Annotated in this window: 23 protein-coding genes and 3 pseudogenes; 10 read left to right on the top strand and 16 right to left on the bottom strand. The window is 58.8% G+C overall.

What is annotated here, in order from left to right; translation table 11 throughout:
* Nucleotides 1-382: 382 nt before the first annotated feature.
* The 3 genes from NKJ18_RS07685 to NKJ18_RS07675 form a co-directional block, all read right to left on the bottom strand.
* Entirely contained in the window at nucleotides 383-658 is a 276-nt protein-coding gene (locus tag NKJ18_RS07685) for a hypothetical protein (protein ID WP_023725485.1), read from the bottom strand.
* Nucleotides 659-954: 296 nt separating this feature from the next.
* On the bottom strand, nucleotides 955-1,575 hold the full coding sequence (locus tag NKJ18_RS07680; protein ID WP_023687850.1) for a cysteine hydrolase family protein: 621 nt from the start codon (nucleotides 1,573-1,575) through the stop codon (nucleotides 955-957).
* A 23-nt stretch (nucleotides 1,576-1,598) separates the two neighbouring features.
* On the bottom strand, nucleotides 1,599-2,141 hold the full coding sequence (locus NKJ18_RS07675) for a DUF6894 family protein (protein ID WP_023700055.1): 543 nt from the start codon (nucleotides 2,139-2,141) through the stop codon (nucleotides 1,599-1,601).
* Here NKJ18_RS07675 and ku point away from each other — a divergent pair.
* Complete coding sequence (gene ku, locus NKJ18_RS07670; RefSeq protein WP_502898375.1) at nucleotides 2,140-3,123, top strand: non-homologous end joining protein Ku; 984 nt, start codon at nucleotides 2,140-2,142, stop codon at nucleotides 3,121-3,123. The two genes, NKJ18_RS07675 and ku, sit on opposite strands and share 2 nt — an antisense overlap.
* A 655-nt stretch (nucleotides 3,124-3,778) precedes the next feature.
* Here the strand turns inward: ku and NKJ18_RS07665 are convergent.
* From NKJ18_RS07665 to NKJ18_RS07645, 5 genes are all read right to left on the bottom strand, one after another.
* Nucleotides 3,779-4,825: an ATP-dependent DNA ligase gene (locus NKJ18_RS07665; protein WP_050591512.1), complete on the bottom strand. Its 1,047-nt coding sequence runs from the start codon at nucleotides 4,823-4,825 to the stop codon at nucleotides 3,779-3,781.
* 128 nt (nucleotides 4,826-4,953) lie between these two features.
* Nucleotides 4,954-5,460: a YciE/YciF ferroxidase family protein gene (locus NKJ18_RS07660; protein WP_023668075.1), complete on the bottom strand. Its 507-nt coding sequence runs from the start codon at nucleotides 5,458-5,460 to the stop codon at nucleotides 4,954-4,956.
* A 332-nt stretch (nucleotides 5,461-5,792) separates the two neighbouring features.
* Nucleotides 5,793-6,212, bottom strand: coding sequence for an HD domain-containing protein (locus NKJ18_RS07655; protein WP_023741810.1), 420 nt, complete (start codon nucleotides 6,210-6,212; stop codon nucleotides 5,793-5,795).
* A 40-nt stretch (nucleotides 6,213-6,252) separates the two neighbouring features.
* Nucleotides 6,253-6,663, bottom strand: a complete 411-nt coding sequence (locus NKJ18_RS07650) for a DUF427 domain-containing protein (RefSeq protein WP_023704637.1) — start codon at nucleotides 6,661-6,663, stop codon at nucleotides 6,253-6,255.
* Nucleotides 6,664-7,297: 634 nt separating this feature from the next.
* Nucleotides 7,298-7,612: a hypothetical protein gene (locus NKJ18_RS07645; RefSeq protein ID WP_031201473.1), complete on the bottom strand. Its 315-nt coding sequence runs from the start codon at nucleotides 7,610-7,612 to the stop codon at nucleotides 7,298-7,300.
* A gap of 345 nt (nucleotides 7,613-7,957) precedes the next feature.
* Between NKJ18_RS07645 and NKJ18_RS07640 the strand changes: the two genes are divergently transcribed.
* Nucleotides 7,958-8,389, top strand: coding sequence for a GNAT family N-acetyltransferase (locus NKJ18_RS07640; RefSeq protein ID WP_023804854.1), 432 nt, complete (start codon nucleotides 7,958-7,960; stop codon nucleotides 8,387-8,389).
* An 80-nt stretch (nucleotides 8,390-8,469) separates the two neighbouring features.
* Here the strand turns inward: NKJ18_RS07640 and NKJ18_RS07635 are convergent, their stop codons facing one another.
* From NKJ18_RS07635 to NKJ18_RS07620, 4 genes are read right to left on the bottom strand one after another with little or no spacing between them, the layout of a single operon-like run.
* A complete protein-coding gene (locus tag NKJ18_RS07635; RefSeq protein ID WP_352758040.1) occupies nucleotides 8,470-8,763 on the bottom strand; it encodes a hypothetical protein in 294 nt (97 codons plus the stop codon).
* 42 nt (nucleotides 8,764-8,805) lie between these two features.
* A complete protein-coding gene (locus NKJ18_RS07630) occupies nucleotides 8,806-9,168 on the bottom strand; it encodes a hypothetical protein (RefSeq protein WP_245260251.1) in 363 nt (120 codons plus the stop codon).
* On the bottom strand, nucleotides 9,165-10,385 hold the full coding sequence (locus NKJ18_RS07625; protein ID WP_023668066.1) for an NRAMP family divalent metal transporter: 1,221 nt from the start codon (nucleotides 10,383-10,385) through the stop codon (nucleotides 9,165-9,167). The genes NKJ18_RS07630 and NKJ18_RS07625 overlap by 4 nt, the downstream gene beginning before the upstream one ends.
* Complete coding sequence (locus NKJ18_RS07620; protein ID WP_352758039.1) at nucleotides 10,382-10,843, bottom strand: hypothetical protein; 462 nt, start codon at nucleotides 10,841-10,843, stop codon at nucleotides 10,382-10,384. Before NKJ18_RS07620 ends, NKJ18_RS07625 begins: the two co-directional genes overlap by 4 nt.
* Nucleotides 10,844-11,362: 519 nt before the next feature.
* On the opposite strand from NKJ18_RS07620, the gene NKJ18_RS07615 reads away from it, so the two are divergent.
* From NKJ18_RS07615 to NKJ18_RS07600, 4 genes and pseudogenes are all read left to right on the top strand, one after another.
* Entirely contained in the window at nucleotides 11,363-12,160 is a 798-nt protein-coding gene (locus tag NKJ18_RS07615) for an SDR family NAD(P)-dependent oxidoreductase (protein ID WP_023696321.1), read from the top strand.
* A gap of 37 nt (nucleotides 12,161-12,197) precedes the next feature.
* A pseudogene (locus NKJ18_RS07610) lies at nucleotides 12,198-12,499 on the top strand (glutathione-dependent formaldehyde dehydrogenase); the annotation flags it as partial.
* Between the two features lie 265 nt (nucleotides 12,500-12,764).
* Nucleotides 12,765-13,167 (top strand): annotated as a pseudogene (locus tag NKJ18_RS07605) (SDR family NAD(P)-dependent oxidoreductase); the annotation flags it as partial.
* 90 nt (nucleotides 13,168-13,257) lie between these two features.
* Complete coding sequence (locus tag NKJ18_RS07600) at nucleotides 13,258-13,503, top strand: hypothetical protein (RefSeq protein ID WP_023687844.1); 246 nt, start codon at nucleotides 13,258-13,260, stop codon at nucleotides 13,501-13,503.
* 191 nt (nucleotides 13,504-13,694) lie between these two features.
* On the opposite strand, the gene NKJ18_RS07595 is transcribed toward NKJ18_RS07600, so the two are convergent.
* A complete protein-coding gene (locus NKJ18_RS07595; RefSeq protein ID WP_023696326.1) occupies nucleotides 13,695-14,111 on the bottom strand; it encodes a response regulator in 417 nt (138 codons plus the stop codon).
* On the bottom strand, nucleotides 14,108-17,215 hold the full coding sequence (locus NKJ18_RS07590; protein ID WP_352500322.1) for a CheR family methyltransferase: 3,108 nt from the start codon (nucleotides 17,213-17,215) through the stop codon (nucleotides 14,108-14,110). The genes NKJ18_RS07595 and NKJ18_RS07590 overlap by 4 nt, the downstream gene beginning before the upstream one ends.
* A gap of 158 nt (nucleotides 17,216-17,373) precedes the next feature.
* On the opposite strand from NKJ18_RS07590, the gene NKJ18_RS07585 reads away from it, so the two are divergent.
* Together NKJ18_RS07585 and NKJ18_RS07580 are read left to right on the top strand one after the other, a co-directional pair.
* On the top strand, nucleotides 17,374-17,928 hold the full coding sequence (locus NKJ18_RS07585; RefSeq protein ID WP_050588792.1) for a response regulator: 555 nt from the start codon (nucleotides 17,374-17,376) through the stop codon (nucleotides 17,926-17,928).
* 117 nt (nucleotides 17,929-18,045) lie between these two features.
* A complete protein-coding gene (locus tag NKJ18_RS07580; RefSeq protein ID WP_352758038.1) occupies nucleotides 18,046-18,222 on the top strand; it encodes a hypothetical protein in 177 nt (58 codons plus the stop codon).
* 94 nt (nucleotides 18,223-18,316) lie between these two features.
* Here the strand turns inward: NKJ18_RS07580 and NKJ18_RS07575 are convergent, their stop codons facing one another.
* A complete protein-coding gene (locus NKJ18_RS07575; RefSeq protein ID WP_023681159.1) occupies nucleotides 18,317-18,580 on the bottom strand; it encodes a hypothetical protein in 264 nt (87 codons plus the stop codon).
* Nucleotides 18,581-19,330: 750 nt separating this feature from the next.
* Complete coding sequence (locus NKJ18_RS07570) at nucleotides 19,331-20,818, bottom strand: alpha,alpha-trehalose-phosphate synthase (UDP-forming) (protein WP_352758037.1); 1,488 nt, start codon at nucleotides 20,816-20,818, stop codon at nucleotides 19,331-19,333.
* A gap of 706 nt (nucleotides 20,819-21,524) precedes the next feature.
* On the opposite strand from NKJ18_RS07570, the pseudogene NKJ18_RS32990 reads away from it, so the two are divergent.
* Together NKJ18_RS32990 and NKJ18_RS07560 are read left to right on the top strand one after the other, a co-directional pair.
* Nucleotides 21,525-21,835 (top strand): annotated as a pseudogene (locus tag NKJ18_RS32990) (GFA family protein); the annotation flags it as partial.
* A gap of 12 nt (nucleotides 21,836-21,847) precedes the next feature.
* Nucleotides 21,848-21,994, top strand: coding sequence for a hypothetical protein (locus tag NKJ18_RS07560; protein ID WP_352758036.1), 147 nt, complete (start codon nucleotides 21,848-21,850; stop codon nucleotides 21,992-21,994).
* The last annotated feature ends 167 nt before the right edge of the window (nucleotides 21,995-22,161 follow it).

The raw sequence follows: 22,161 nt of genomic DNA, 5'->3' as shown, positions 1-22,161 counted from the left end.
GATCGCGCCGCGAGACCCCAAACGCCGCATTTTCCATTTTGTTCCATCGTGCCGTGAAAATTCCAGGCCGACGATTGCGCCTTGGTTTGAACGCCGGATTTCATGATGCGGTTGCGATTTATCGGGCTTCAGCCGACCACGACACGTCATCGCCGTTTGCCATTGCCAGAGAGGCATGAATTGCGTTGCGCAACTCGGAAGGCGAGGCAGGCTTTGCGACCCATGTCCCTTGAAGGAAAATCGGATCGTGAAAACCCGAATTGGCGTAGCTTGCCGAATGGACGACAAAGGGGATGTGTCGGGCGTCAAGCAACGTAGCTATTCGTTCGAGCGCGATAAACGCCTCGTCTTCCAAAATCGCAACGGACCTATGGTGGTCCAATTATCGCAGTCCTTTGCTCTCCGAAGCGATCGGCAGCGCAGCACGCCGCCTGACCGGTTCCACTCGGTGGTCGAAGCTCACGGCAATTTTCTTGCCGGACATGGCATGGACCATAAGCCCGACCAATTCCTCGTCGTCGCAGCGACACTCAGGAAACCTTGCGCGGATTTCATCGACCGCAAACGCCGTCGAGATAATGTCGTCAGCGCGATAGCCAGAGATCACCGCGTAGACTGCGCTATAGGTTTCAAGGTCAATGACTTCGGTTTTCAGCACATCATCCTCCCTGCGGAAGGCCGACGGCAGAGGCGCCGGATGTCTCGCAAAGATTGCTAGATGCCGGCATCGAGTCTTCGGCGCTGTATCCTGTTCATTCTATGACGGTTGGCCGCGCTGTCGATAGCTCTGCAAGGCTTTGTACGCTTCCAGACACTGATTCACGCGAGCGACCAGATCAGGCAATCGTGCCGTTCATATACGTTTTCCGGTTCACTGTAGTGCCGTCCGCCAACTGAAACAGTCCGCCCGACCAGAATGACGATTGTCGGCCCTTTCACTTGAAGCCCACCAGATCAGCGAGTGAGTTGTGGCCAACACTCCAACACCTCCGCCATGCTGGCCGCCTCAATCTGCTCACTGAAGCGGGAATGGTAGACTTCCATCAGTGCGTCATGGGTCTGGTCGGCAGAGCTGCAGATGGCATCGGTGACGAGAATGACGCGAAAGCCACGATCGATGGCGCCAAGCACGGTCGCGAGAACGCAAACGTCGGTTTCGCCACCGGTGATCACGAGCGCACGCACGCCGGAGCCACTCAGCAGCGCGTCGAGCCGCCCCTCGGTCCAGGGCGAATAGACGTGTTTGTCGACCACCGTCGCCGGCGGTACAAATCGTGCGAGTTGAGGCATCAGCTCGATCAGGCGCGGATCGATGTTGGAAAGGGTTACCTCCGCCCACCGACGATAGTAGTTTGCCCACATTCCCGGCGCCTCGCCCGGGCGGGCGGCAGGAATGAAGCGCGTGAACAGGGTACGGCTGGCATGTCTGGCGACCAGTTCTTCGATCGCCGGGACCACCTTTTCAGCCCACGGCACGGGCCAAGGTCCACCCGGCGCAAACAGGCGCTGCATGTCGACGCACAGATGCAGGCCATCGTCGCCTATTGGTCCGTGAATCAATCCTTGGGCGGCCACTGGTGGATTCCGTCGGGTTTGGGTTACTGGCCTGCCTGCCGCGCTGCATCGGCCTCAGCCACATCAACAGTGTAAAGCAATTCACCGTTTTCGTTGGATACCCTCACAAGCCAGCCGGACAGAGCGTCCGTGCCAGGCTGCAGGTCGGCGAGAAGATCGATTGCGCAGCGGATAGCTTCGGACCGGGCCGCCTCAAGGCTCGCCATCCTCGACGGCGGTATGCGTCGGCTGGTTTCGCCATCGCGATACTCAAAGACATATACGTCGCCGGCGCCGTCGCTTGCAGAGGTTATCTCGACCTGGTCGAAATTGCCGTTGCTGCTCGCGTCATATTCATTGGCTGCGAGATCAAAGGTCGCTGTCTGGACCAGGATTGCCTTTGCGCGGGCAAGCACGTCATCTTCAGCTTGTATCCCGACGTTTGCCATGTCCACCGTAACGCAGTCGCCGCCCTCGCCGCAAAATATCACCCGGCGAACCGACTGCCCGTCTGGCGCCCTGGCATTCACCACTTCGGTCCGAACGACTTGCATGACACTCTCCTGCCTGTGTCTGACAATGTTCATGGTGCGGTTCGGTTCCTGCGGATGCAGGGCGTCGGCCCGGCTGTCGAGACTGACAGGACTTCCCCACCGGACATTCACGGTGCACCGAGCCCCCGCCGCAGGAACAATTCGAACGGAAACGCGTTGCCCTAGCTGGAAACGGGATAAGCGCAAAATGGCCGCGCCACGTGCTGCCTGGAAGGGCTTCTTGAAGGTTGGTTCGGTTACTTGCGGCGTGAAGATTGTCGGCGCAACCAGCGAAGCATCCAAGATCCATTTCAAGATTTTGAACCGCAAGGACGGTCTGCCGGTCAGGAGCGTCTACGCCGACGAGGAGACCGGAAAGCTGGTGGATGCAGCGGATCAGGTGAAGGGTTTCGAGATCGAAAAGGACGAATTTCTCCAGATCGAACCTGACGACATAAAGGCGTTGAAGCTGACGTCGAAGCACACGCTCGAAGTCGGCGAATTCGTATCGATTGACGATATCGATACGCGCTATCTCGAGAAGCCCTACTATCTGATCCCGGCCGACGGCGCCGCAATCGAAGCATACGGAGTGATCCGCGATGCCATGAAGAACAAGGGCGTGGCCGCTCGATCCTGCGTGGTGCTCTACCAGCGCGGCCGCGAAGTGCTGATTCAGCCCTATGGCAAGGGGATGGTGATGACCGAGCTTCGCAACCACAACGAAATGGTTTCGGAAAGCACTGTGTTCGATGGATTGGCCAAGCAGAAATACGACCCCGATCTGCTCGAAATCGCCGGCATGCTTATTGACAAAAAAGTGACGACCTTCGATCCCTCGAAATTTGAAGACACCTATGAAGACGCGCTGATCGCCATGATCGATGCAAAGCGCAAAGGCAAGAAGCTGCCGAACCCCGCACCAAGGCCACAGGAGAATGTCATCAACCTCGCTGAGGTGCTGAAGAAGAGCCTCAAACAGGAAGGGCTGGCGAGATCCACAAAGAGAGCCTCACCGAAACGCAAGACAGCATAGTTGATAACTGCCTAGCCAGAAGGTCCGCACAGCAGCCCCAGCCGCCCCTAAATCGTTTGGAACAATTCTCGCGGTTGCCCGTTGGCCACCAAGGACGATGCCTTACGGCCGAGATCAAGAACGTCGACAGGGCAGTCCTCAAAGAGTCAGAGGCAGCGGATGCCAACATTGCGCTCAAAGGAGCCGGAACGCAGGACTCTGATCGGGCGCCGACAAGCCCCAGGACCGCCGGCCATCGGTAAAAATACATGGGGTGTGAAAAGACCCTTTCGCCTCCAGACGCGGCGACGCGCGACCTGTGGCGGGCCGAACCCCACGCCCAAGCGAAACCCGGAGAATAGATGTGCCCCCCAAACCAGAGCCAACCGAAGAGCCGCCAGTGGATGCGCCGACGTGGACGCCGGACATACGCGAGCCTGAGCCGGATCTTCTTCCCGACGAAGTGCCAGTTCCTAATCCGGACGAGAACCGTGATCCGCCAAAGCGAGGCGTGGTGACAGACTGAACAACGGGTTTGGTCCGGCATCCTCCTGCAAAGGCGTTTATCTCGCCGCCGGGTTCAAGATCGCCAGTGAAATGCGACTGGATTTGGCTACGCCGAATGCTTGACGGATTTGGTCTCCATAGTGTGGACCTATCGACGCTTCGCCAAGCCTCATTTTCCAAGTATCTGTTCGAACGTGCATTGCTTCGGGCTTTTGTCAGGACGCCATCGCAGAAATTTGGTGCCATGACGGAAACGATCCCCGGTGACATGATCGAACCGCACCTCCGCCACCAGTTCGGGCCGCAATGGCTCCCATTGTCCGCTTCTTTCCGTGCTCCACCGACTGGGACCGCCCGGCGCTTTTCCCGTGAAGCCAGGAGCCGATCGCAAAGCTTCAAGTTGTCGCGTAAGCTTGGCCCTGTCCTCCCGGGCGATCGTCGAAGTGAACCCGACATGGTCGAGTTGCCCCTGGTCATTGTACAGACCGAGCAACAGGGAGCCAACTTCACGCGACTTCGCCAGGTAGCGGAACCCTCCGACGACACAATCGGCCGTGCGCAGGCGCTTGACTTTGACCATGGCGCGCTCGCCGGGCCGATATTCATCATCGAGAAGCTTGGCGACGACCCCGTCGGTCGAACCTTGTCCGGATTGGCCAAGCCATCTGCCTGCCGCCGCCAAATCAAGCGTTGCCCGAGACAGTTCGAGATCCTTTCGCCCGGCCGACTTTACGAACAGTTCGAGTGCAGCGCGCCGAACCGAGAGCGGCTGTTGCATCAAGGCGCCCTCGGAGGTCGCCAACATGTCAAAGAGGATCAGCTTTGCCGGCGTCGCGACCGACAGTTTCCGGATCCTGCTTTCCGCCGGATGCAGCCGCATCTGCAAGGCGTCGAAAGAAAGAGAGCCTGCAATTTCGATGACGATCTCACCATCGACCACGAACTCTTTTGTTTTCAGTTCATGCAACATCGCGACGACTTCCGGGAAATACCGCCCTAACGGCTTGCCGGATTTTGCACGCAACTCCACGGCCGCGCCGGCTTTAAAGGCCAGGCAGCGGAACCCGTCCCATTTGGGTTCGTATTGCCACCGGCCAGCATCGGCCGGCAACGTGTCGGCAGCCTTTGCTTCCATCGGCGCCGTGCTCAACGCAACGCCGAAAGACGATTTTACACTCGTCGGCAGATCGCGAGAGATGGCAGATTCGCCCGTCATGAAAGTTCCGTGGACAACGATGGAGATCGACTCAACGCAGCACTGGTGCCGGTTTTGGAAAAATCATGCTTCAACAGGGTTAGGTCATGATGAGATTTCAACCAGATCTCATCATGACCTGGGACGGTCTACTCGGCAGCCTGCATGTTGATCTTGCTTTCCGCCATTTCGGTGAGCTTGCGATCGGTCGCCTGCTCTTCTTTCAGGTTCTTGGCCAACACGTTGGCGCAGTCGCTGCGGCCAAGCTGCTTGGCCCAGGCGATGAGCGTGCCATATCTGGTCATCTCATAATGTTCGACCGCCTGCGCCGACGCTATCAGTGCCGCGTCTAGGACCTCCTTGTCGTCGACGTCGCCGCTCACATCGTCGGCTTCTTCGAGAATGCCGTCTATCGCCGGGCAGTTGACCTCCTTGGCCTTGACGCCATGCAATTCGAACACCTGTTCGACGCGCTCGATATGGCCTTTGGTCTGCTCGAGGTGTTTTTCGAATCCGGCCTTCAATTGCGGATCGGTTGCCTTGCCGATCATCTTCGGCAGCGCTTTCTCGATCTGCTTTTCGGCGTAATAGATGTCGCGCAGCGTGTGCACGAAGAGATCGTCGAGTGTCTTGATGTCCTTCGAAAAGAAGCCCATGGCCTTACCTTTCATTGTGCAGAAGTTCGGGTCCGGCGGCGGCTCGCCCGCCACCCGCGGAGGCCGGGAACTCGTCCCGGCTTGCTGGTCAACGCACCGGTGCCGGAGGAGTTCCTGATTCCGAGCCGGGCCGTTACTCCTTTTCGAGACGCTGCGGTCCATCTCCGGAGGAGCTTTGACCCGAACACACGTTCCATGGTCCAGGCGAGGACCCTCAGGCGCACGCCGGCGCGGAAAAACTGACGGCCAGGAGAGCCGAAACGTGCTGTGCGCCGCAAGCTCTCGCAGGCGATGGCTGCCTCGGCAGATGCAATGCCAGCGCCGGGCGCGCACTATTGTCGGGAGAACTCCTGGTCAAGTATGCGAAGGCCCTCTTCATATTTGGCCGCCGACGCTCCGACCTGCCTCGACTGCCAGATGTTGTCCTCCAGATCGGCGCGTTTTACGGGGAGCGCCACTGGGTTCGACGCAGCCCGCCGGACAAAGGCGAAATACTCCTCATCCGGCCTGCGCGACATGGCATCGACCGCCGCGGTAATTGTCGGTTCGAAGCCTGCTTCTTCGAGCTTGGCGCGGGTCCAGCCCTCGCCTTTCTCCAGAACGTCATGAAGGTAGGCAACAGTCTTCTGATCGATTGTCTCGACAGCGTCGACGACACGGCGGCAATGCTCGATGTAGGGCCGCCCGGTCTTATCGCGCTGCGACGCGTGAACCTCCTCCGCAATCTTTGCCGCCTGGTAGAAACTGCTCATCGCGCCTGTCGTTACCGTGATTGACTCTGCCTGATGAAACCTATTCGACGATATGTGGCGTGTGTCGCTTGTCCTCGGCAGGGTCGACATCGATACGGGCCTTTTCCGGATCGAAAGCGCCGTGACCTGCAATAGCCAGAGCAGCCGCATCGGGCGTTTCGTAGGCCCACATGAAATCATCGGAAGAACTGCCGACGGCGTGGACACGCCAGTAGCTTGCGGTGCCTTTGAGCGGGCACCGGGTGGTGGTGTCGGTCTTTTCGAAAAGATCGAAATAGATGTCCTCGAAGGGGATATAGAAAACGGGCTCGTGCCCGTCTTCACGCAGGACCTTCGCCCGCTCCGTAGCTGCGACGATGGCGTCGGAAAACCGCACCGTCACCGTGCCGGAAAACGGTTCTATGGCCAATCGGCCAAGGTTTTGCTGTGAAGTTGCGCCTGAAGTTTGCATTTGGATTTCTCCCTGGCGATTACCGCAAGATCGGTCATGCTTGGAGACGAAATGCGCGGCGGCGCTTCAGGTTCCGGCATGTCCGATGAAGCTGAATGGCAGCCGGCCTTAAAGCGCCTATCGGTTGCCGTATCCAGCAGTACTCGTCGGTAAGGCGCGGTGAAATGCTCGTCCAACCCATTCGAAGACTTTGGAAGACGACACGGTGGTCGCTTCCGTGGAGCGTCAGGGCTGGCACCGAAATGATCTTCGCCGCTACTTGCCGGCGGGCGAGTTCCTGGCAGGAGATGCTCCAGCTGTTTGGCCGTCGTCAGCTGCCGCCTCACGCACGGGCTCCGGGGCGGCCTGAGTTGCTGCCAAGTGGGCCGCAAGGTCCCTATAGACCTTGCCCCTGCCGCCATCGTGTTTAGCGATCAGGCCAAGTAGGTCATGACGGCTTAGCTTTGCAATCTTCATTAGGAATTCGAATTCGTGCTTCGGAATCGAGGCTGCTAAGCGATCGAGTTTGGCCCGCCGGGTCTCTTTGGACACATGTGCTCCTATGTATCCAGGCAGCATGCGAGGCACGTATTCGGAGGCCCGCCATTGTCTTGATGGCGGGCCTTCGGGCGGCCGAAGCCGCTAGGTCCATCGGCTACTTGTTGCAATTTTGCACGGTCGAGGTCGTTGCGCCACTTGCAGTGTTGTTATCGATGTCATTGCCTGCGGCGTCCTTGCAACGGTCGGTCATGCCGTTCGATTTTGTAGTCGAGTTTGTGGAATTCGGATCGGTTGGCACGGCCGCATTCCCGCTGCCAGTGCCAGCGGCGCCGCCGCTGCCAACAGTTCCAGTACCAGTTCCATTACCCGTGCCAGCCGTTCCGCCAGCACCCGTTCCATTTGTCTGCGCCAAGGCGGAACCGGCCAAGGCAATAGTTAGCACCGACGCGGCTAGAATTTTCTTCAACATTGGAGTCTCCGTGTTTGAATCGCCGAATTGCGATCGCTTTCCCAACGACAGGTTTTTCTCATTGTTCCCGGCGTAATGGATTGTGATCCGCAGCAGCCTTCGTCGAGGTGGATACTCTTGCCGGCGCACGAATTGTGATGAGACCTGACAAGGCAGGATGGGCTTTGTTCAACACCAAAGCGATATGTTGGGCGCGGCTGCATGCATCCGACGCGGATCGCGATGCGGAATGTGGGCAAGACGGGTTACAACAGAAGCGGCGATCAGAGCTGAGACCGAACCGGGCGCCTTGATGTTAATCTGACGGTTGAATCTCAAGACCATTCCGACGCAGGAGCAGAAGGCATGCCGGCTCAACCCGAAGGATTTACAATCGCTCTGGCTCACAACGGGGATGCACGAACGCAGGCTGCCGCTGCGCTCTACCGACAAAATATCGAACAAACCGGAATCGATGACCGGGCAGTGATCGGCGCGGAGCTTACCGACCCCTCGGGAAAGATCTGGGGTGGAATTTGGGGCAGAACGGAACTGGGGCTCCTGTTTCTCGACATGTTCTTCTTGCCTGAAAAATTGCGTGGCCGATCCTATGGATCACAGCTTCTTATGGCGATTGAGGAGGAAGCCATTAGGCGCGGATGCAAGAGAGCCGTCGTCGAGACGAGCAGTTTCCAGGCGCCTCAATTTTACCGGCTTCATGGGTTTGAGGAATTCGGCAAAGTCGAATTCGTTATTCCAGGACAGGCCCGCATCTTCCTTCGCAAGAACCTGCAGTAATCTTTGCGGAGGCGCCATCTGCGCGAACGGCTGTTCGCCGGCAAAATGCCGGCGCCTTAGCCCTCCCGAGCCGTAGCCATCTACTCCCGAAGGTCCTTTTGCCCTTTCCATCCAGGAAGCTCGGTCATCGGGCATAGCAGCCGCGGTCGCGCCGGATCGGAGATATCGAGTTTATCCCAGGGAATGCGGTACAGGCCGTCGCGGCGGCGCAGCCGAAGCAGGTCGAGCATCGCGATGCCGATGGTCGAGGCCGACAGACGCTCGAACGCGGCGTAGATGCCAACGTGGAATTCAGTAACGACGAGCTCGTCGCCACGCTGTTCGGCGAGAATCTCTTCGATGTGACCGATGCTCTTTCCACGCTGCGAGAGCACGCGTCGCCCGGCAAGATGTTCGAGGTTGAACTGTCCTCATCATCACGCTCCTGGGATGCGCCCGATGACATGATCGCGCAACCAGTCCTGCCAGGCGAAAATCGACGTCTCGCCCACCTCGATGTCACATTCGATGTCGAGCCCGTTGTCCTGCACCTTTTTCCACGCAATCCTGTGTGGCTCGGCGTGGCGTTTGCCACCCACCCTCGTCGCCAGTTGCGCCATCCATTCCCCGGGCCGCGCGCCAAGGCGGCGCGCCAAAGTGATGGAGCCGAGTTCTATCGCGACAATCCTTGGTGGTTTGCCCCGCCGCAACTCGGCCACCACTCCGTCGACCTTGCCGATCTTGACCCGCCGGCGGTCGAACACCTGCTTGTCCAGGAGATCACGCATCAATTCCATCATGTGCCTCCGAATATCTGCAGCGGAATCGTCACCACGGCGAGCACGAAGGCAAGCGCGATAATGAAGACAACGGCGGCATTCGAAATGATGCCGTTGCGATGTTCGCCGACATAGCGTTCGTCATTCAGCAGGAAGAGAAATGGAACTACCGTCAGCGGAAGGCTCGCCGCCGTTACCGCCATGGAAAAGATGGTCAGCCTCAGTGGGTCGAGGCCAAGCATGATCGGAATGGCGGCCAAAAACAATGATGCCGTATAGACGGCACTGAAGCCCGGATCATCGCGCGGCTTGCGATCCTCGCCCCAGGTCCAGCCAAAGCCCTGCGCCACCAGATATGCCTGTTGCAACCCGACTTCGAGTGCGGCGCCGAAACAGGCAATGGCGAGCGAGGCAACGAATAGAACGAACCCCCAGAAGCCGAATATAGGGATCAGCATCAACGGCAGTTGGTGATAGTCGTCCACCTGGTCGATGCCGCGCGTCGCGAGAACGAGAGCAGCGACGATCAACACGCCGATCGAAATGGTCCCACCGAAGGTCATGCCCAGCCCGGCGATGGCACGATTGGCCCCAAGGTGGCTTTCATCCCATTTGTCCTCGATAGCTCCCGAGGAATAGAACATGAAAAGATAAGGCGATATTGACGCGCCGAGAATGCTGGCCGCCATGAACCAGTAATTGATGGCATCGTGAGCCGGCAGCGAAGGCACGGCGCTGCCAGCGACCGCTGTCCAGTCGGGCTTTAACATCACCGCACCAACCACGAAGCACAGCGTCACGAGGCCGAGGACCGAAACGCCTTTCTCGATAAAGCCAAACGTGCCTTTCCACAGCAGCAACCATGCCAGCAACGCCACCGGCAGTGCCCACCACTGGAAGCCTATGCCGGTGGCAAGTTCGAGTGCGATGGCCACACCGCCGATCTCAGCGGACAGCACCATGAAATTGACGAGAAGGACGACGAGCAACGGCCATAGAAAGACGTTGAACCCAAATCTTTCACGAATGCCCTCTGAGATCGTGTGATGGCTCATCGCGGCGAACCGACCGGCCATTTCAACCAAAAAGATGATGCATATGGTGCCGAGAACTATGGCCCAGATTAGCTGGAATCCGAAGGCGGCACCCGCCTGCGCCGCCGTAGCCATCGACCCGACTTCGAGGAAACCTCCGACACTGGTGACGACGCCAAGCGATATTTCCAGAAGCTTCTTCACGGCTTTGGTCCGAAAGCGCTGGTGTAAGCGGCGGCGAGCGAGCGCATGGCCGCCCGAAGATCCTGTTGTGCGCTTTTCACCTCAGTGCGATTGTTCACCCGCAATCCCGCCTCGGCATGCGCCACCGCCACCGACAAACTGTTGACTGCTGCCGTCAGTCCTGCTCGCCCGGCTGGTTCAGCGGTCTCGGCCGATCGAATTTGCGCCTCGACATCGGCCAGCGTTTTTCCGACCGAGTGCAGTGCGGCCGTGGCATAGGCGGACGGTGCCGCTCCCTCCACCCAGGCATCCAGTACCATCGATACGGTCTGTGCCGCGGAGGCCGCTGTTCGTGATTGCTGCGCCACCTGATTGGAAGACGAGCATCCGGCCAACCCGGCTAGACTCAGCAGCAAGCACAGGCAGCCAACCGGAAAATGACGGTCGTTATGGGGTACAGCGCGCGTTGTATGCACCACGCGGATTTCCTCCCCGGCCCGAACCAACTGCGTCCGGCATCAATGATCTAGAGCCCTCGGAGAGCTCGTCAACGAAACCGACGACGAGCCTGTGAGGTCGGCTAGTCAACGTAACAAAACGCTCATCCCGGACAGCCGTGAAAGAGGGAGGCCCGCGCTTCTCTTTGGCGCGGAGAAGCGCGGGAGATCGGGCTGAGGGGATGACCCGATCGCGCAGCATCAACATGGGAGGGCAACAACGCTGCACGGTTCGAACTTCCAACCGAGCCACTTGTTCCAACTTCAACTGATTAGGCTCATTGCCGTTCTGAGTACTCAATCCATGCGTTTGGGGGCCTTTTGAAGGTAGGCCATGGCGAGTTCTCATGGCGAACAACGGCTTTTGCCCCAACGCTCATCCATGAATGCGCGCAAGGACCGCGACGACGACCGTCGCCTGACCGTCATGACAGCGCACGATCAATCCAGCCCAAACGCCGCGGAACAATTGTGCCCGCTCGTGGTTCCGATGGCACGAAGATGGAGGATATGATGACGGACGCCAAACTCGCTGTGGTGACCGGCGCCTCGAGTGGCATCGGAAGGGAACTCGCAAAGCTGTGCGCTAAAGACGGTTACGACCTGATCATCGCCGCCGACGAGCCGGCTATCCGGCAGGCGGCAGAGGCACTTGAGACCCACAATGTAACGGTCGAAGCCATTGAGGCCGATCTGGCGACCGTCGAGGGCGCCGATCGGTTGATCTCCCAGATCGGCGATCGCGATATCGACCTGTTGTTTCTCAATGCGGGACGCGGGCTCGGCAACGGCTTCGTTGACCAGGACTGGCGAAAAGTCCGCCGGATCATCGACACCAATGTCACCGGAACGGTCTATCTGGCGCATGAACTCGGCGCCAAGATGGCCCGGCGAGGTCGCGGACGCATCCTGTTCACCGGGTCGATCGCCGGCTTCATGCCCGGAACATTCCAGGCCGTCTACAACGGCACGAAGGCATTCATCGATTCCTTCTCGATCGCGCTCCGCCATGAGCTGAAAGATAGCGGCGTGACGGTCACCGTGCTGATGCCTGGCCCCACGCAGACGCGATTCTTCGAGCGCGCTGAAATGATGGATACCAAGGTCGGCTCCGATGAAAAGGACAATCCGGCCGATGTCGCCAAGACGGGTTACGAGGCGATGATGGCCGGTGATGAACAGGTCGTCAGCGGTTGGAAAAACAAGCTGCAGGTCGCCGCCGCGCATGTCACGCCGGCAGGCACCTTGGCCGAACAGCACCGTAGGATGGCCGAGCCGGGGTCGGCGTCCAGCGACTGAGCCAATATTCGCGTCATCAAAAGGGCTGGCATTCCCAAGGCCGCATGTGCTGCGCGAGGCAATCTATCGCTGCCGCAGGGGCGGCACCATCTCGGTTCCCGGCGTCTATGTTGGTCTGGTCGATCACATCCCGTTTGGGGGCAATGAATAAGGGACCGGCTTTCCGGATGGGCCAGACGCATACGCAACGCTACCTGGAACCTTTATTGGCCATGGTCCAGAACGGCGCAATCGACCGCTCCTTGTGATTACCCACCGGACCGATCTGAAAGCAGGGCCGGATCTCTACAAGACTTTTCGCGACAATCAGGAGGTTGTGTCAAAGTGGTGATGCGGCCTCACGGCCGAGACGGGCAAGGCGACCCACACCTCACTGCAATCACAAGGGAACATTCGCGTCGACGGCCGGTTAGGTGCCACTTCCGTAATGGTCACCTGCCGTCAAAGCGAGCCCATGATGAACCATGACCAGCATGACAATGTACCAGACGCAGCGCGTAGACTTGTCGTCGGAAGCATGGCGGGAGGAATTCTCGCCGCTTATGCTTCCACGGCGTCAGCCGATACGGGAACAGTGCCTGCTAAAGCAGGCCCTGCGAGCCCGATGCTCAAACAGAATCCGGTGACGCAATATCACCAGCCGTCTTTCAAGCCACAGGAACAGAAGTGGCCGGGTTTGGCCAGCAAGATGGTGCCGCGCCCGGACCACGGCGAAACGACCTACAAAGGATCAGGCAGGCTTGCCGGCCGCAAAGCGCTGATAACCGGCGGCGATTCCGGTATTGGTCGTGCGGCGGCGATTGCATTCGCGCGCGAGCGTGCGGACGTTGCTTTCGGCTACCTCCCCGAAGAACAGGAAGACGCCGACGAACTGGTGGACCTAATAAAAGCGGCAGGTCAAAAGGCTTGCCGGCGATATCCGCAATGAGGCCTTTTGCAGAAAGCTGGCCGATGAAGCAGCAACGCCCCTCGGCGGTCTCGACATCCTGGTCAGCAACGCTGCCCGCCTCACTAGAGTCCACGGTCCTCAAAAAGGGCCGCCAAGCCCACCGCTCCTTAGGCGTGGTGGGCTTTCAGACTGTCTACAGGAGGAACCAATGGCTGGCGATGAAATAGAAAGAAGGCGACTGCAGATGTTGATCGAACAATATCTGGAGACCCGTAAGCGACGGCACGATTTCGTGTCGATCGCGAATGCCGAACTCGCGATCAAGGCAGTCATGCCGCATTGCCCGGTGTCGAGCGCAGCGTTGGCAGAGATGATTGCCGCTGGCGCCGTCACTTACGGCCTTGGCGTCCTATTCGACGCGAGGCAAACCGAGGGCGAACTGCCCGTTGTTTGATAGGCTCATCGCCTGACCAATCGTCGCGCGGTCGCCAAGTTTCGCCCAGCGCTGGAATACGCCAGACCGGGAGCATGTCAATCGTGCCGGCCGGATCGCAGGCACCTGCCGGCGACGCCGTCTCGGGCCTGGACCCGAATGTCGTCGCATATCTGGTGAAAAACCAGTGTCTTTGTCCCACGAGAAGTGCGTTACCGGGCTTCTCGTTGGGTTGGCACCGTTCCGCTGTCCTGGTGTCTTGCCAAAGACGTCGGTTGAACACCGAGCATATTTCGCACGGCCTCGACCAGCGCAGCAGCCCACACGGGTTTTGACAGCATCTTGTGATGACGCAAATCTTGCGGGATGTCAGATGCCGTGTACCCACTGACGAAAACAAACGGAATTCCGCGTTGCGCTAGAAGAGGGACAAGGGCAGCGCTGGTCTCGCCGCCGAGACCAATGTCCAGGACCGCGGCAGATATGACTTCACTCTCGATCAGCTTTTTCGCGCGAGCAACGGACGGCACTGGCCCGGCGATGGCGAAGCCGGCCTCTTCCAGAATTGCGCGGTGCTCCTCCGCGACCAGCCATTCATCTTCGACGATAAGGATACGAGATGCAGTCACGTTTCGCTCTCCCGATGATCAAACGGAAACTCAATCCGCAAGCTCAAACCATCGGAACCGAAAGATGTTTCAAAATTTCCGCCAAGCCGATACTCAATTTCGCCTTTTACCAGCGAAAGACCAAATCCCGTCTTCTCAGGTGGAGTGACAGCGGGACCGCCGCTTTCTAACCATTCGAGCTGAAAACCGTGATCCGACGCCGACCAAGTCACGGACACCACGCCGTTTGGCACGGACAAGGCGCCATATTTTCCAGCATTCGTGGCAAGTTCATGGATCACCATGCCAAGCGACAGGCCCTGCTGAGGCTTGAGCCGAATGTCCTCGCCTGTGGTGTTGATGCGTTCCAGCCCGAACGGCTCGACTTCCTGCCGCACGATTTCCTCTACCGAGACCTCTTTCCAGCTTTCGCGCGAGAGCACTCCGTAGGCCCGCGCCATGGCGCGCAGGCGACCGATGAGCGCTTCGGCGAAAGCCTCCGAAGAGGGAGCATTTTTCAGGGTCTGACTGGCAATGCTGACCGTAACGGCCAGCATGTTCTTGACCCGATGATTGAGTTCCGAGATCAATACCCGCTGGTGGGCTTCGGCTTCAGCCATGGTCGTCACATCGACAAAGGTCACCACCACACCCTGGATTTTTCGCACGCTGTCGCGGTAGGGGATCAGCCGCACGAGATAGTGGACGCCGTCGCTATCGCGCGGTAGCTGGTGCTCGATCATCTCGCCGGCTTTGAAAACTTGCGCGATATGGTCGCGCAGGTGCGGATAATCGAGCCGGCTGGCAAGATCGGTAAGCGGTCTTCCGATGTCGGTCGGCAGCAAATTGAAGAACGAAGACGCCGCCGGCGTGAAGCTGCGGATAACCAGCTTGGTATCGAGAAAAACAGTCGCGATCTGTGTGCTCTCGAACAGGTTCTTCAGATCGCTGTTGGCCCGATCGAGGTCCTCGATCTTGGAAACCAGTTCGGCATTGATGGTGTTCAATTCCTCATTGAGGGACTGCATTTCTTCCTTGGAGGCCTCAAGCTCCTCATTGGAGGACTGGGCTTCTTCGTTGACCGAGACGAGTTCCTCATTGGAAGATTTCAACTCCTCCAATGCGGTCTCATATTCTTCGATCGTCGATTGCAGGCGCTCGCGCGTATCGCGGAGCTCGCGCTCGAAATCAGCAATCCCGGATGGCTGTCGAACCTTTAGAGCCTCCAGCCGCGGCTGCGGCTGGCCCACCGGTTCGAACAGGACGAGAAACAGCGGCTCGCCGCTGCCGCGATCAACCAAGGGCTCGATCGTCAATGTGACGAATTGGACACGATCTTCATCTTCTTCAATGGCTATCGCTTCGCGCACAACCGTGCGCCGGCCTTCGGCCGCTTCCCGCAAAGCGCCGCGCAGTTCCAGACGCAGGCCGCTGCGTGCCATTGTGAGCAATTGTCTGCTCGGCACCCCTTGCGGCGGCTCGAGATATTTGCCGGTTCTGACCGAGTAATAGACGACATCTCCATCACCATTGATGACGACATGGGCCGGAGCGTAGCGTTCGAGAACATGGGCTTCGACGGTTTGCCTTAGGGAGTAAGACAACCCGCGGCGGGCATGAGTGTCATTGGCGCTGGAAAAGTTGCTTGCAGGCGCAGCATTCAACAAGATCGGCAGCCGCGGCGGCGCCGTATGTTCTCGTGCCTTGAATATCCGTTGTTTCTTGTCGACCGGGGCAAACAGATCGGCATGCTGGCTTATGCTCTCGGAGGTGCCAAGGAACAGATAGCCGCCGGGCTTCAGCGAATAGTGGAAGGTCGGAATAACCTGCTTTTGCACATCGGGGCCGAAATAGATCAGCAGGTTCCGGCACGATACCATGTCCATGCGCGAGAAGGGTGGATCGCGGATGACGCTGTGCGCCGAGAAGATGCAGAGATCACGTACGCTCTTGCTCAAGATGAAGCTTGTGCCGTCATTGCTGAAGAAGCGTTCGCGACGTTCAGGCGAAACGCCCGCAAGCAATGACTCCGGATAGCGCGCCGAACGTGCGATGCCCAACGCCGCGTCATCGATGTCCGTGGCGAAAATCTGGATGCGCGGCACAGCCGAAAGTGTATCCATATGCTCGCGCATCAGCATTCCGATCGAGAAGACTTCCTCGCCGGTTGCGCAGCCGGGCACCCAGACGCGGATCGTATCGTTGGCGTCCTTGCCTTCGAAAAGTTTGGGGATGACGGTTTCTTCCAGGGTCTTGAAAGCGTCCGTATCGCGGAAGAAATTTGTCACGTTGATCAGCAGGTCGCGAAACAGCGACCGCACTTCCTCCGCATTTGAACGAAGCAACTCTATATAGGCATCGATCGCCGTGTTCTGTGTTATTTGCATGCGTCGCCTGACGCGACGCAAGAACGTCTTGGCCTTGTAGCCCGAGAAATCATGTCCCGAATGGCTGCGCAGGATCGCGTAGATTTCCTCCTGGCCCTTGCGGAGTTTCAAAGCACTGGCCTTGCCATCGTCAGCTTCAAGCTCGTCGAGCAGTTCAAAGCTATGGGCAAATTCCATGAGTTTCGCACCCATCTCATCGGCCGGGATGGCGATATCGATCAGACCGGAACTGATCGCGCTGCGCGGCATGTCGGGATTGCTCGGACCCGACTCGTCGGAGAGTTGCGCCAGCGTCAGGCCGCCATGCTCCTTGATTGCCTTGATGCCCAACGTACCGTCGGAATCGCCGCCCGACAGGACGACGCCGACGGCGTATTCGCCCTGATCCTCGGCCAGCGCGCTGAAAAAGATATCGATGGGCTTGCGCTCCCTGGACACCGAATTCGGTTGGCGCAGCTTTAGGCTGGAATTTTCGATGGTGAGGATCGCGTTGTGCGGCATCACGTAGACGGTGTCAGGATGGATATCCATTGCATCTTCAGCGACACGAACCGGAATTCCGGTGTAAAGCGCAATCACTTCGTGCAGCAGACTTTCCCGTTCCGGGCTGAGATGCGTGACGATCACGAACGCCATCCCGCTCGAAGACGGCATCCCGCGAAAAAATCCCTCCATGGCGGCAATGCCGCCCGCAGAGGCGCCAATACCGACTATGGGGAACCTCGGCAGCTTTTGCATCAATTGTCCTGCTTCAGTGAAATGCAACGCGGCAGCGCTGATTTCGATCCAATGTGTAAACCGTTCCTGGTCGAATTCCCATCCCGCACCGCTGATAGCCACGGAACCGATGGACGCGACCGCCGTTTAGAGCCCGGAGGGCTGCTATGTTATTAGGCATGCGAATTCTGCTCGTCGAGGACGAATTCTTGCTGGCAAGCGAACTTGCCTCTTATTTCAGCGATTGTGGGGCGACCGTTTTGGGGCCGGTGTCGTCAGTCAGCCGGGCTCGACGATATATCGATTCAGCGGACGGGGCGGTGCTGGACATCGATCTTAACGGTGAGACTGTTTTTCCCCTCGCCGATGAGCTGACGGACAGAGGCATCCCGTTCGTATTCTTCTCCGGAAACGATCAGATCACCCTACCGGAGCGGTTCCGGTACACCCAAAACCTCTCCAAGCCGGCCGGGTTCAGGACGGTTGCCGGGATCCTCGCCGCGCAATCAACAGCGCTTGGTGAAGACAATGTTTTCCGCGCTCTTCCAAAACTGAGGCTGTCCGCGCGGCTGCTGCTGGGCGACCCACAGGCGGCCGATCGCCTCGTCGAACGGACATTGAAGGCGGCGCTGGAGGAGCGGTTGTCGACGCGGCATGACCTTCCCTTGAGCGAATGGCTCAATACACTCATGGAGGAGGTGCTCCGCAACGACAGGTCTGGCATCATGAATTAAGATTGTCCGATAGTTTGCCGCAGGCCGCCCTGTCGACCGCCCCCCGCCACGGTACCCTCCCCCAAGAGCGTTTCGCTTCGTCTTGCAAATACGGCCGCATTCCTGCTAGAAATCCTCGTGGCCAAACCTCCGCAAACCAAACCTGACTCATTCCGCGATCCTGTTGAGGGCGACGCACTCGCAGCGCTGCTTGACGAAATCGCGGAAGAGGAAACACCTGAACGGCTGTTGAAGCTCGCCGTCGAGCTGCAGCAGCAACTGCTGTTGTCAAAGCAGCTGAAAAATCCCAACTGAACGGCCTGCAGCTAGGCATCTTGATTTGCCTCGAGTGACGCCGATGAGACGACCAGGAAGATCAGGGCCAACTTGGGTCGCAGCCCAAGGTCGATCACTGCTGCCCTGGCATCTCGGTATTTTCTTGCGGGTTCTTTTTAACGCCGGGCGCGGGTGATGTCTCGGCGGGGGCATTGCCGCCTTGGTTCTGTTCCGGGGTGCGCTTTACTGGCGATGTCTGCCACGATCCGCCTGAAAGGGGTATGAACACAAAGAAGGCTAGCAGTGCGACGAAGATCACAGCCGCAATGACGACGCCCCACCCGAGTACATTTCGGGTGCCACGCTGTTCTTCCTTCCGGGACACATGCTCCGTCATCACTGGACTCCTTTGTGTCATTCGATGAAGTACAAATTTATCGTGCAGATCGACCGCACGGTCTGCTCTTCCCCGGCGCCGGCCACCGGCACAGCTGAAGAAAGCTGAAGTTAATCTTCTCCAGCTTTTCGGCTGCCTGGTTTGGCGACCCGCTTTGGCGTTTCCGGCACTGCCGGTTTCTGCTCGGGTGCAGGCGGATTGACCGCCTCATGCGCCAAACGGGCTTTGCGCAATCGCGCCGTTTTCTCTTCCCGCGCTTTACGCTCGGCTTCCATTACTCCTTGTGCGTAGAGGGTGGCTCGTGCGTCTCTGTCGTTTGCGGATCCACTGGCCGCCATAGTCAGCCCTCCGCCTTGTAATTTCTTGCTTCCTTCTTGGCGCCGTCTTTGCCGTGCTCGGCTGCAAGCTCTTTGGCCTGCCCGGGTGACACGTCGGTGACTTCGGCCAACTTGATTGCCTCTTTTTCAGAGAGATCACTGTCCTTTCGCGTGGGGTTCCTTGTCATCGCAGATCTCCTATCAGAGCCCAAACGACCGGACCGGCGGTGTGTTCCGTGGAACCTTCGATAGTCCACCGATTGAGGCGGGCTATCGCGCTTCCGGCAACGAGCGAAAAGTTTCTGATGCGGGCTGACAAGGTACATGATCAGCTTCAAGGCCTTTCGAACTGCTAGGCCAGCCGGGTTATTGCCGGGCTATGACCGTGTGGGACGCGTGACACACGGACGGATTCAGGCATCGATGCCAGGCGCTAGTTCTCGCCCGCGAGCGTGGCGAGAAATGACCGCCGCCATTCTGCTGCGTCATTGCGCCTGATGCGCTTGAGCAGTGCACTATGCCTTGCAATTCTTTCGTCAAGCGGCATCGCGAGCGCTTTTGCGATCGCATCGGCAACCTCGTCGACCGCATACGGGTTCACGATCAAGGATTCGGCAAGTTCTTCGGCCGCACCTGCAAAGCGCGACAATACCAGCACTCCGGGATCGGCTTCGTCCTGCGCGGCTATGTATTCCTTGGCGACGAGGTTCATTCCGTCACGCAGGGGCGTGACCAATCCGACCTGGCTAGCGCGCAACAGGCCAGCAAGCCGAGAGCGTGATACGGCACGGTGGATGTAGCGGATCGGGGTCCAAGCCAAATCCGCGTATCTTCCGTTGACCGCGCCGGCGGTTGCCTCAAGCTGGGCCCGGATGTCGGCATAGGCGCTGACCTCCTCCCGCGTCGGCGACGCAATCTGCAAATAGGTTGCCGCTCGCTCGTGTTCCGGATGCCTTTCCAAAAGACGAGCGAAAGCCTGCATGCGGCCGGGGAGACCCTTGGAGTAGTCCAGCCGATCGACGCCGATGATTTGCTTGAGGCCCAGAATCTGGCGGCGCATGGAATCGATCTGCACATCCTCCGCCGCCTCATTGGCCATGCGTGCGATTGAATCGACGTCGATGCCTATCGGAAAACACCTCGATAACACCGTGCGGCCGTTCATCTCAGCCGAACCATTGATATCAAAAGTAGTGGAGTTGGCCGCCTGCACTGAGCGCCGGAAATTCCCCACGTCCGTTTCGGTCTGGAACCCCACGACGTCATATTGAAGCAGATCATCGATGAGTTCTTCATGGTCGGGCGTGGCTACAAACAGGTCGGGCGGCGGGAACGGTATGTGAAGAAAAAAACCGATCCGATTCCGGACTCCCAGCGGCCGCAACTGGGCGGCCAAGGGGATAAGGTGGTAGTCGTGAACCCACACCAGGTCGTCGTTGCCCGACAGCAGTCCTGCGAGCGCCTTAGCGAACCGCGCATTGATCTGCCGGTAGGCGTGTAGAAACTCTGCCCGGTGGTTCACCAGGTCGAGTCGGTAATGAAAAAGTGGCCACAGCGTGCTGTTGGCATAGCCATTGTAATAGAGCGAATACTCCTCATAGGGCAGGGTAAGCGCAGCCGTCTCGATCTTTCCCACCCGTTCCAAGCGGATCAGCGGTTCGTCGCTCGCGGCGTAGTCCTGATACTCGGCGCTTGCTCCTAGCCACAGGCCTCCACGCTCGGCCAACGCATCCCCGATGCCTACAGCAAGTCCGCCGGCTTGCGACAGATCGCGAATGTTCCCCAGCCTGTTCGAGACGACAACCAGACGACGCGCTATGGCGCGATCGCCAGTTAGCTCCCCACCTCCGGCGTCGCGTTCAAGAGGATCACCAACCGTTTGCGAAGCCTCGTTGAGAATTTCATCCGGTCGCTGCAACAAGAGCAAATCCTGAGCGTGAAGATCGCTTGGGGAACGGTCCGCGCGTGCGATTGTTCCCGACGTAAGTGTCCAGCCGGATTCGCTGGTTCTCGGCCCGCTCGGGCGCCTTTTTCAGCGGCTCTCGCAGGATCGTCGTCGGACGCACCGGTGATGAGGCCCTGATCCAGCACGCCGAGCAGCCGTGGCTTTGGCGACGACCGGACTTACCGCTTTGGTATTCATGCTGCCGGATCCCCTGCCCTGTCATATCAACTCCCCACCTTGGCAAAAGCCCCAACTGACCAAACCGTCAGTCCACCTCGATTACCTTGCGCGTCGGCTTTCGTTGGCGGGGCGGCTGCTTTGCGGCTACGGGCGCGGGCGGACTCCGCGCTGTCGATGCCTCCAATAACTGTCGCTGTTCTCTAAGCCGCGCCGTCTTGGCTTCCCTGGCATGCCGCTCCGCTTCCAACAGCAACTTGGCTTCTCGATCCGCCCTCTCGATCTTTTCCCTGTCGATGCGTCGTGTTTTCAAGGTCGCCTCCTTTGGTCAGACGGCGAACAAAGTGCGGACCTGAAAAAATGTTCCCAACAAATTAAGGCCTGACCTGCCTCAAATGATATTGACGAGCAGCCCGCCGGTTGCGCGCATCTGCGGCTCTGTGACGTCCAAAGGAACTGCTTGCCGTCCGCGGCGTTACGCCACCAAGCTGGCCGGAAGACTACCATGGACGACAAACCACGAACGACGATCAGAAAACCGGCCCGGATTGATCGAGGGCATTGCTTTTGCGGAGCCATCACAGCTGAATTCAGTGGCGATCCCTTTTGGATTTGTTTCGACCACGACGATGACTGCCGACGAGCGGTCGGCAGCCCGCTGACGTCTGGATTGGCTATCGTCCAGATCAGGTCGATTGGCTCGGCCCCAAACCAAAAACATTTTCGAAAACCAGGGGCGTCGTGCGCTCCTTCTGTTCGGAATGTGGCACCTCGATTGGGTACACCGATGAAGGCTTGCCAAATGAGTTCTACATCTCGATCGGATTCATGGACGCGCCCGAGAAGTTCCATCCCCAAGCCCAGGCCTATTGGGAAATGCGGCTGCCGTTTATCAGGATGGATGACGGTTTGCCTCGCGTCGAGGGCTACACCCGGGCGCGCGACCCCACCCAGGGCAATCCCAGAGACCGGTGAGGCAGGAGGTTGGACTTCGGGCCTCGTACCTGCAAGCCAGCGCCAGGGCTGGCGGATCTGAACGGCGGTCGAACCATTGGGAATGAGAGAAATCTCCAAACGGACAAATGCCCGAAACCAATTTCACCGGCGTGGGTTGAAGACGGACACGGCCTTGTTTTCACAGT

Origin of the sequence: Mesorhizobium sp. M0217 (assembly GCF_040321955.1) — a bacterium.
Classification (GTDB): Bacteria; Pseudomonadota; Alphaproteobacteria; order Rhizobiales; family Rhizobiaceae; genus Mesorhizobium.
This window is presented reverse-complemented; position numbering and strand designations above follow the sequence as displayed.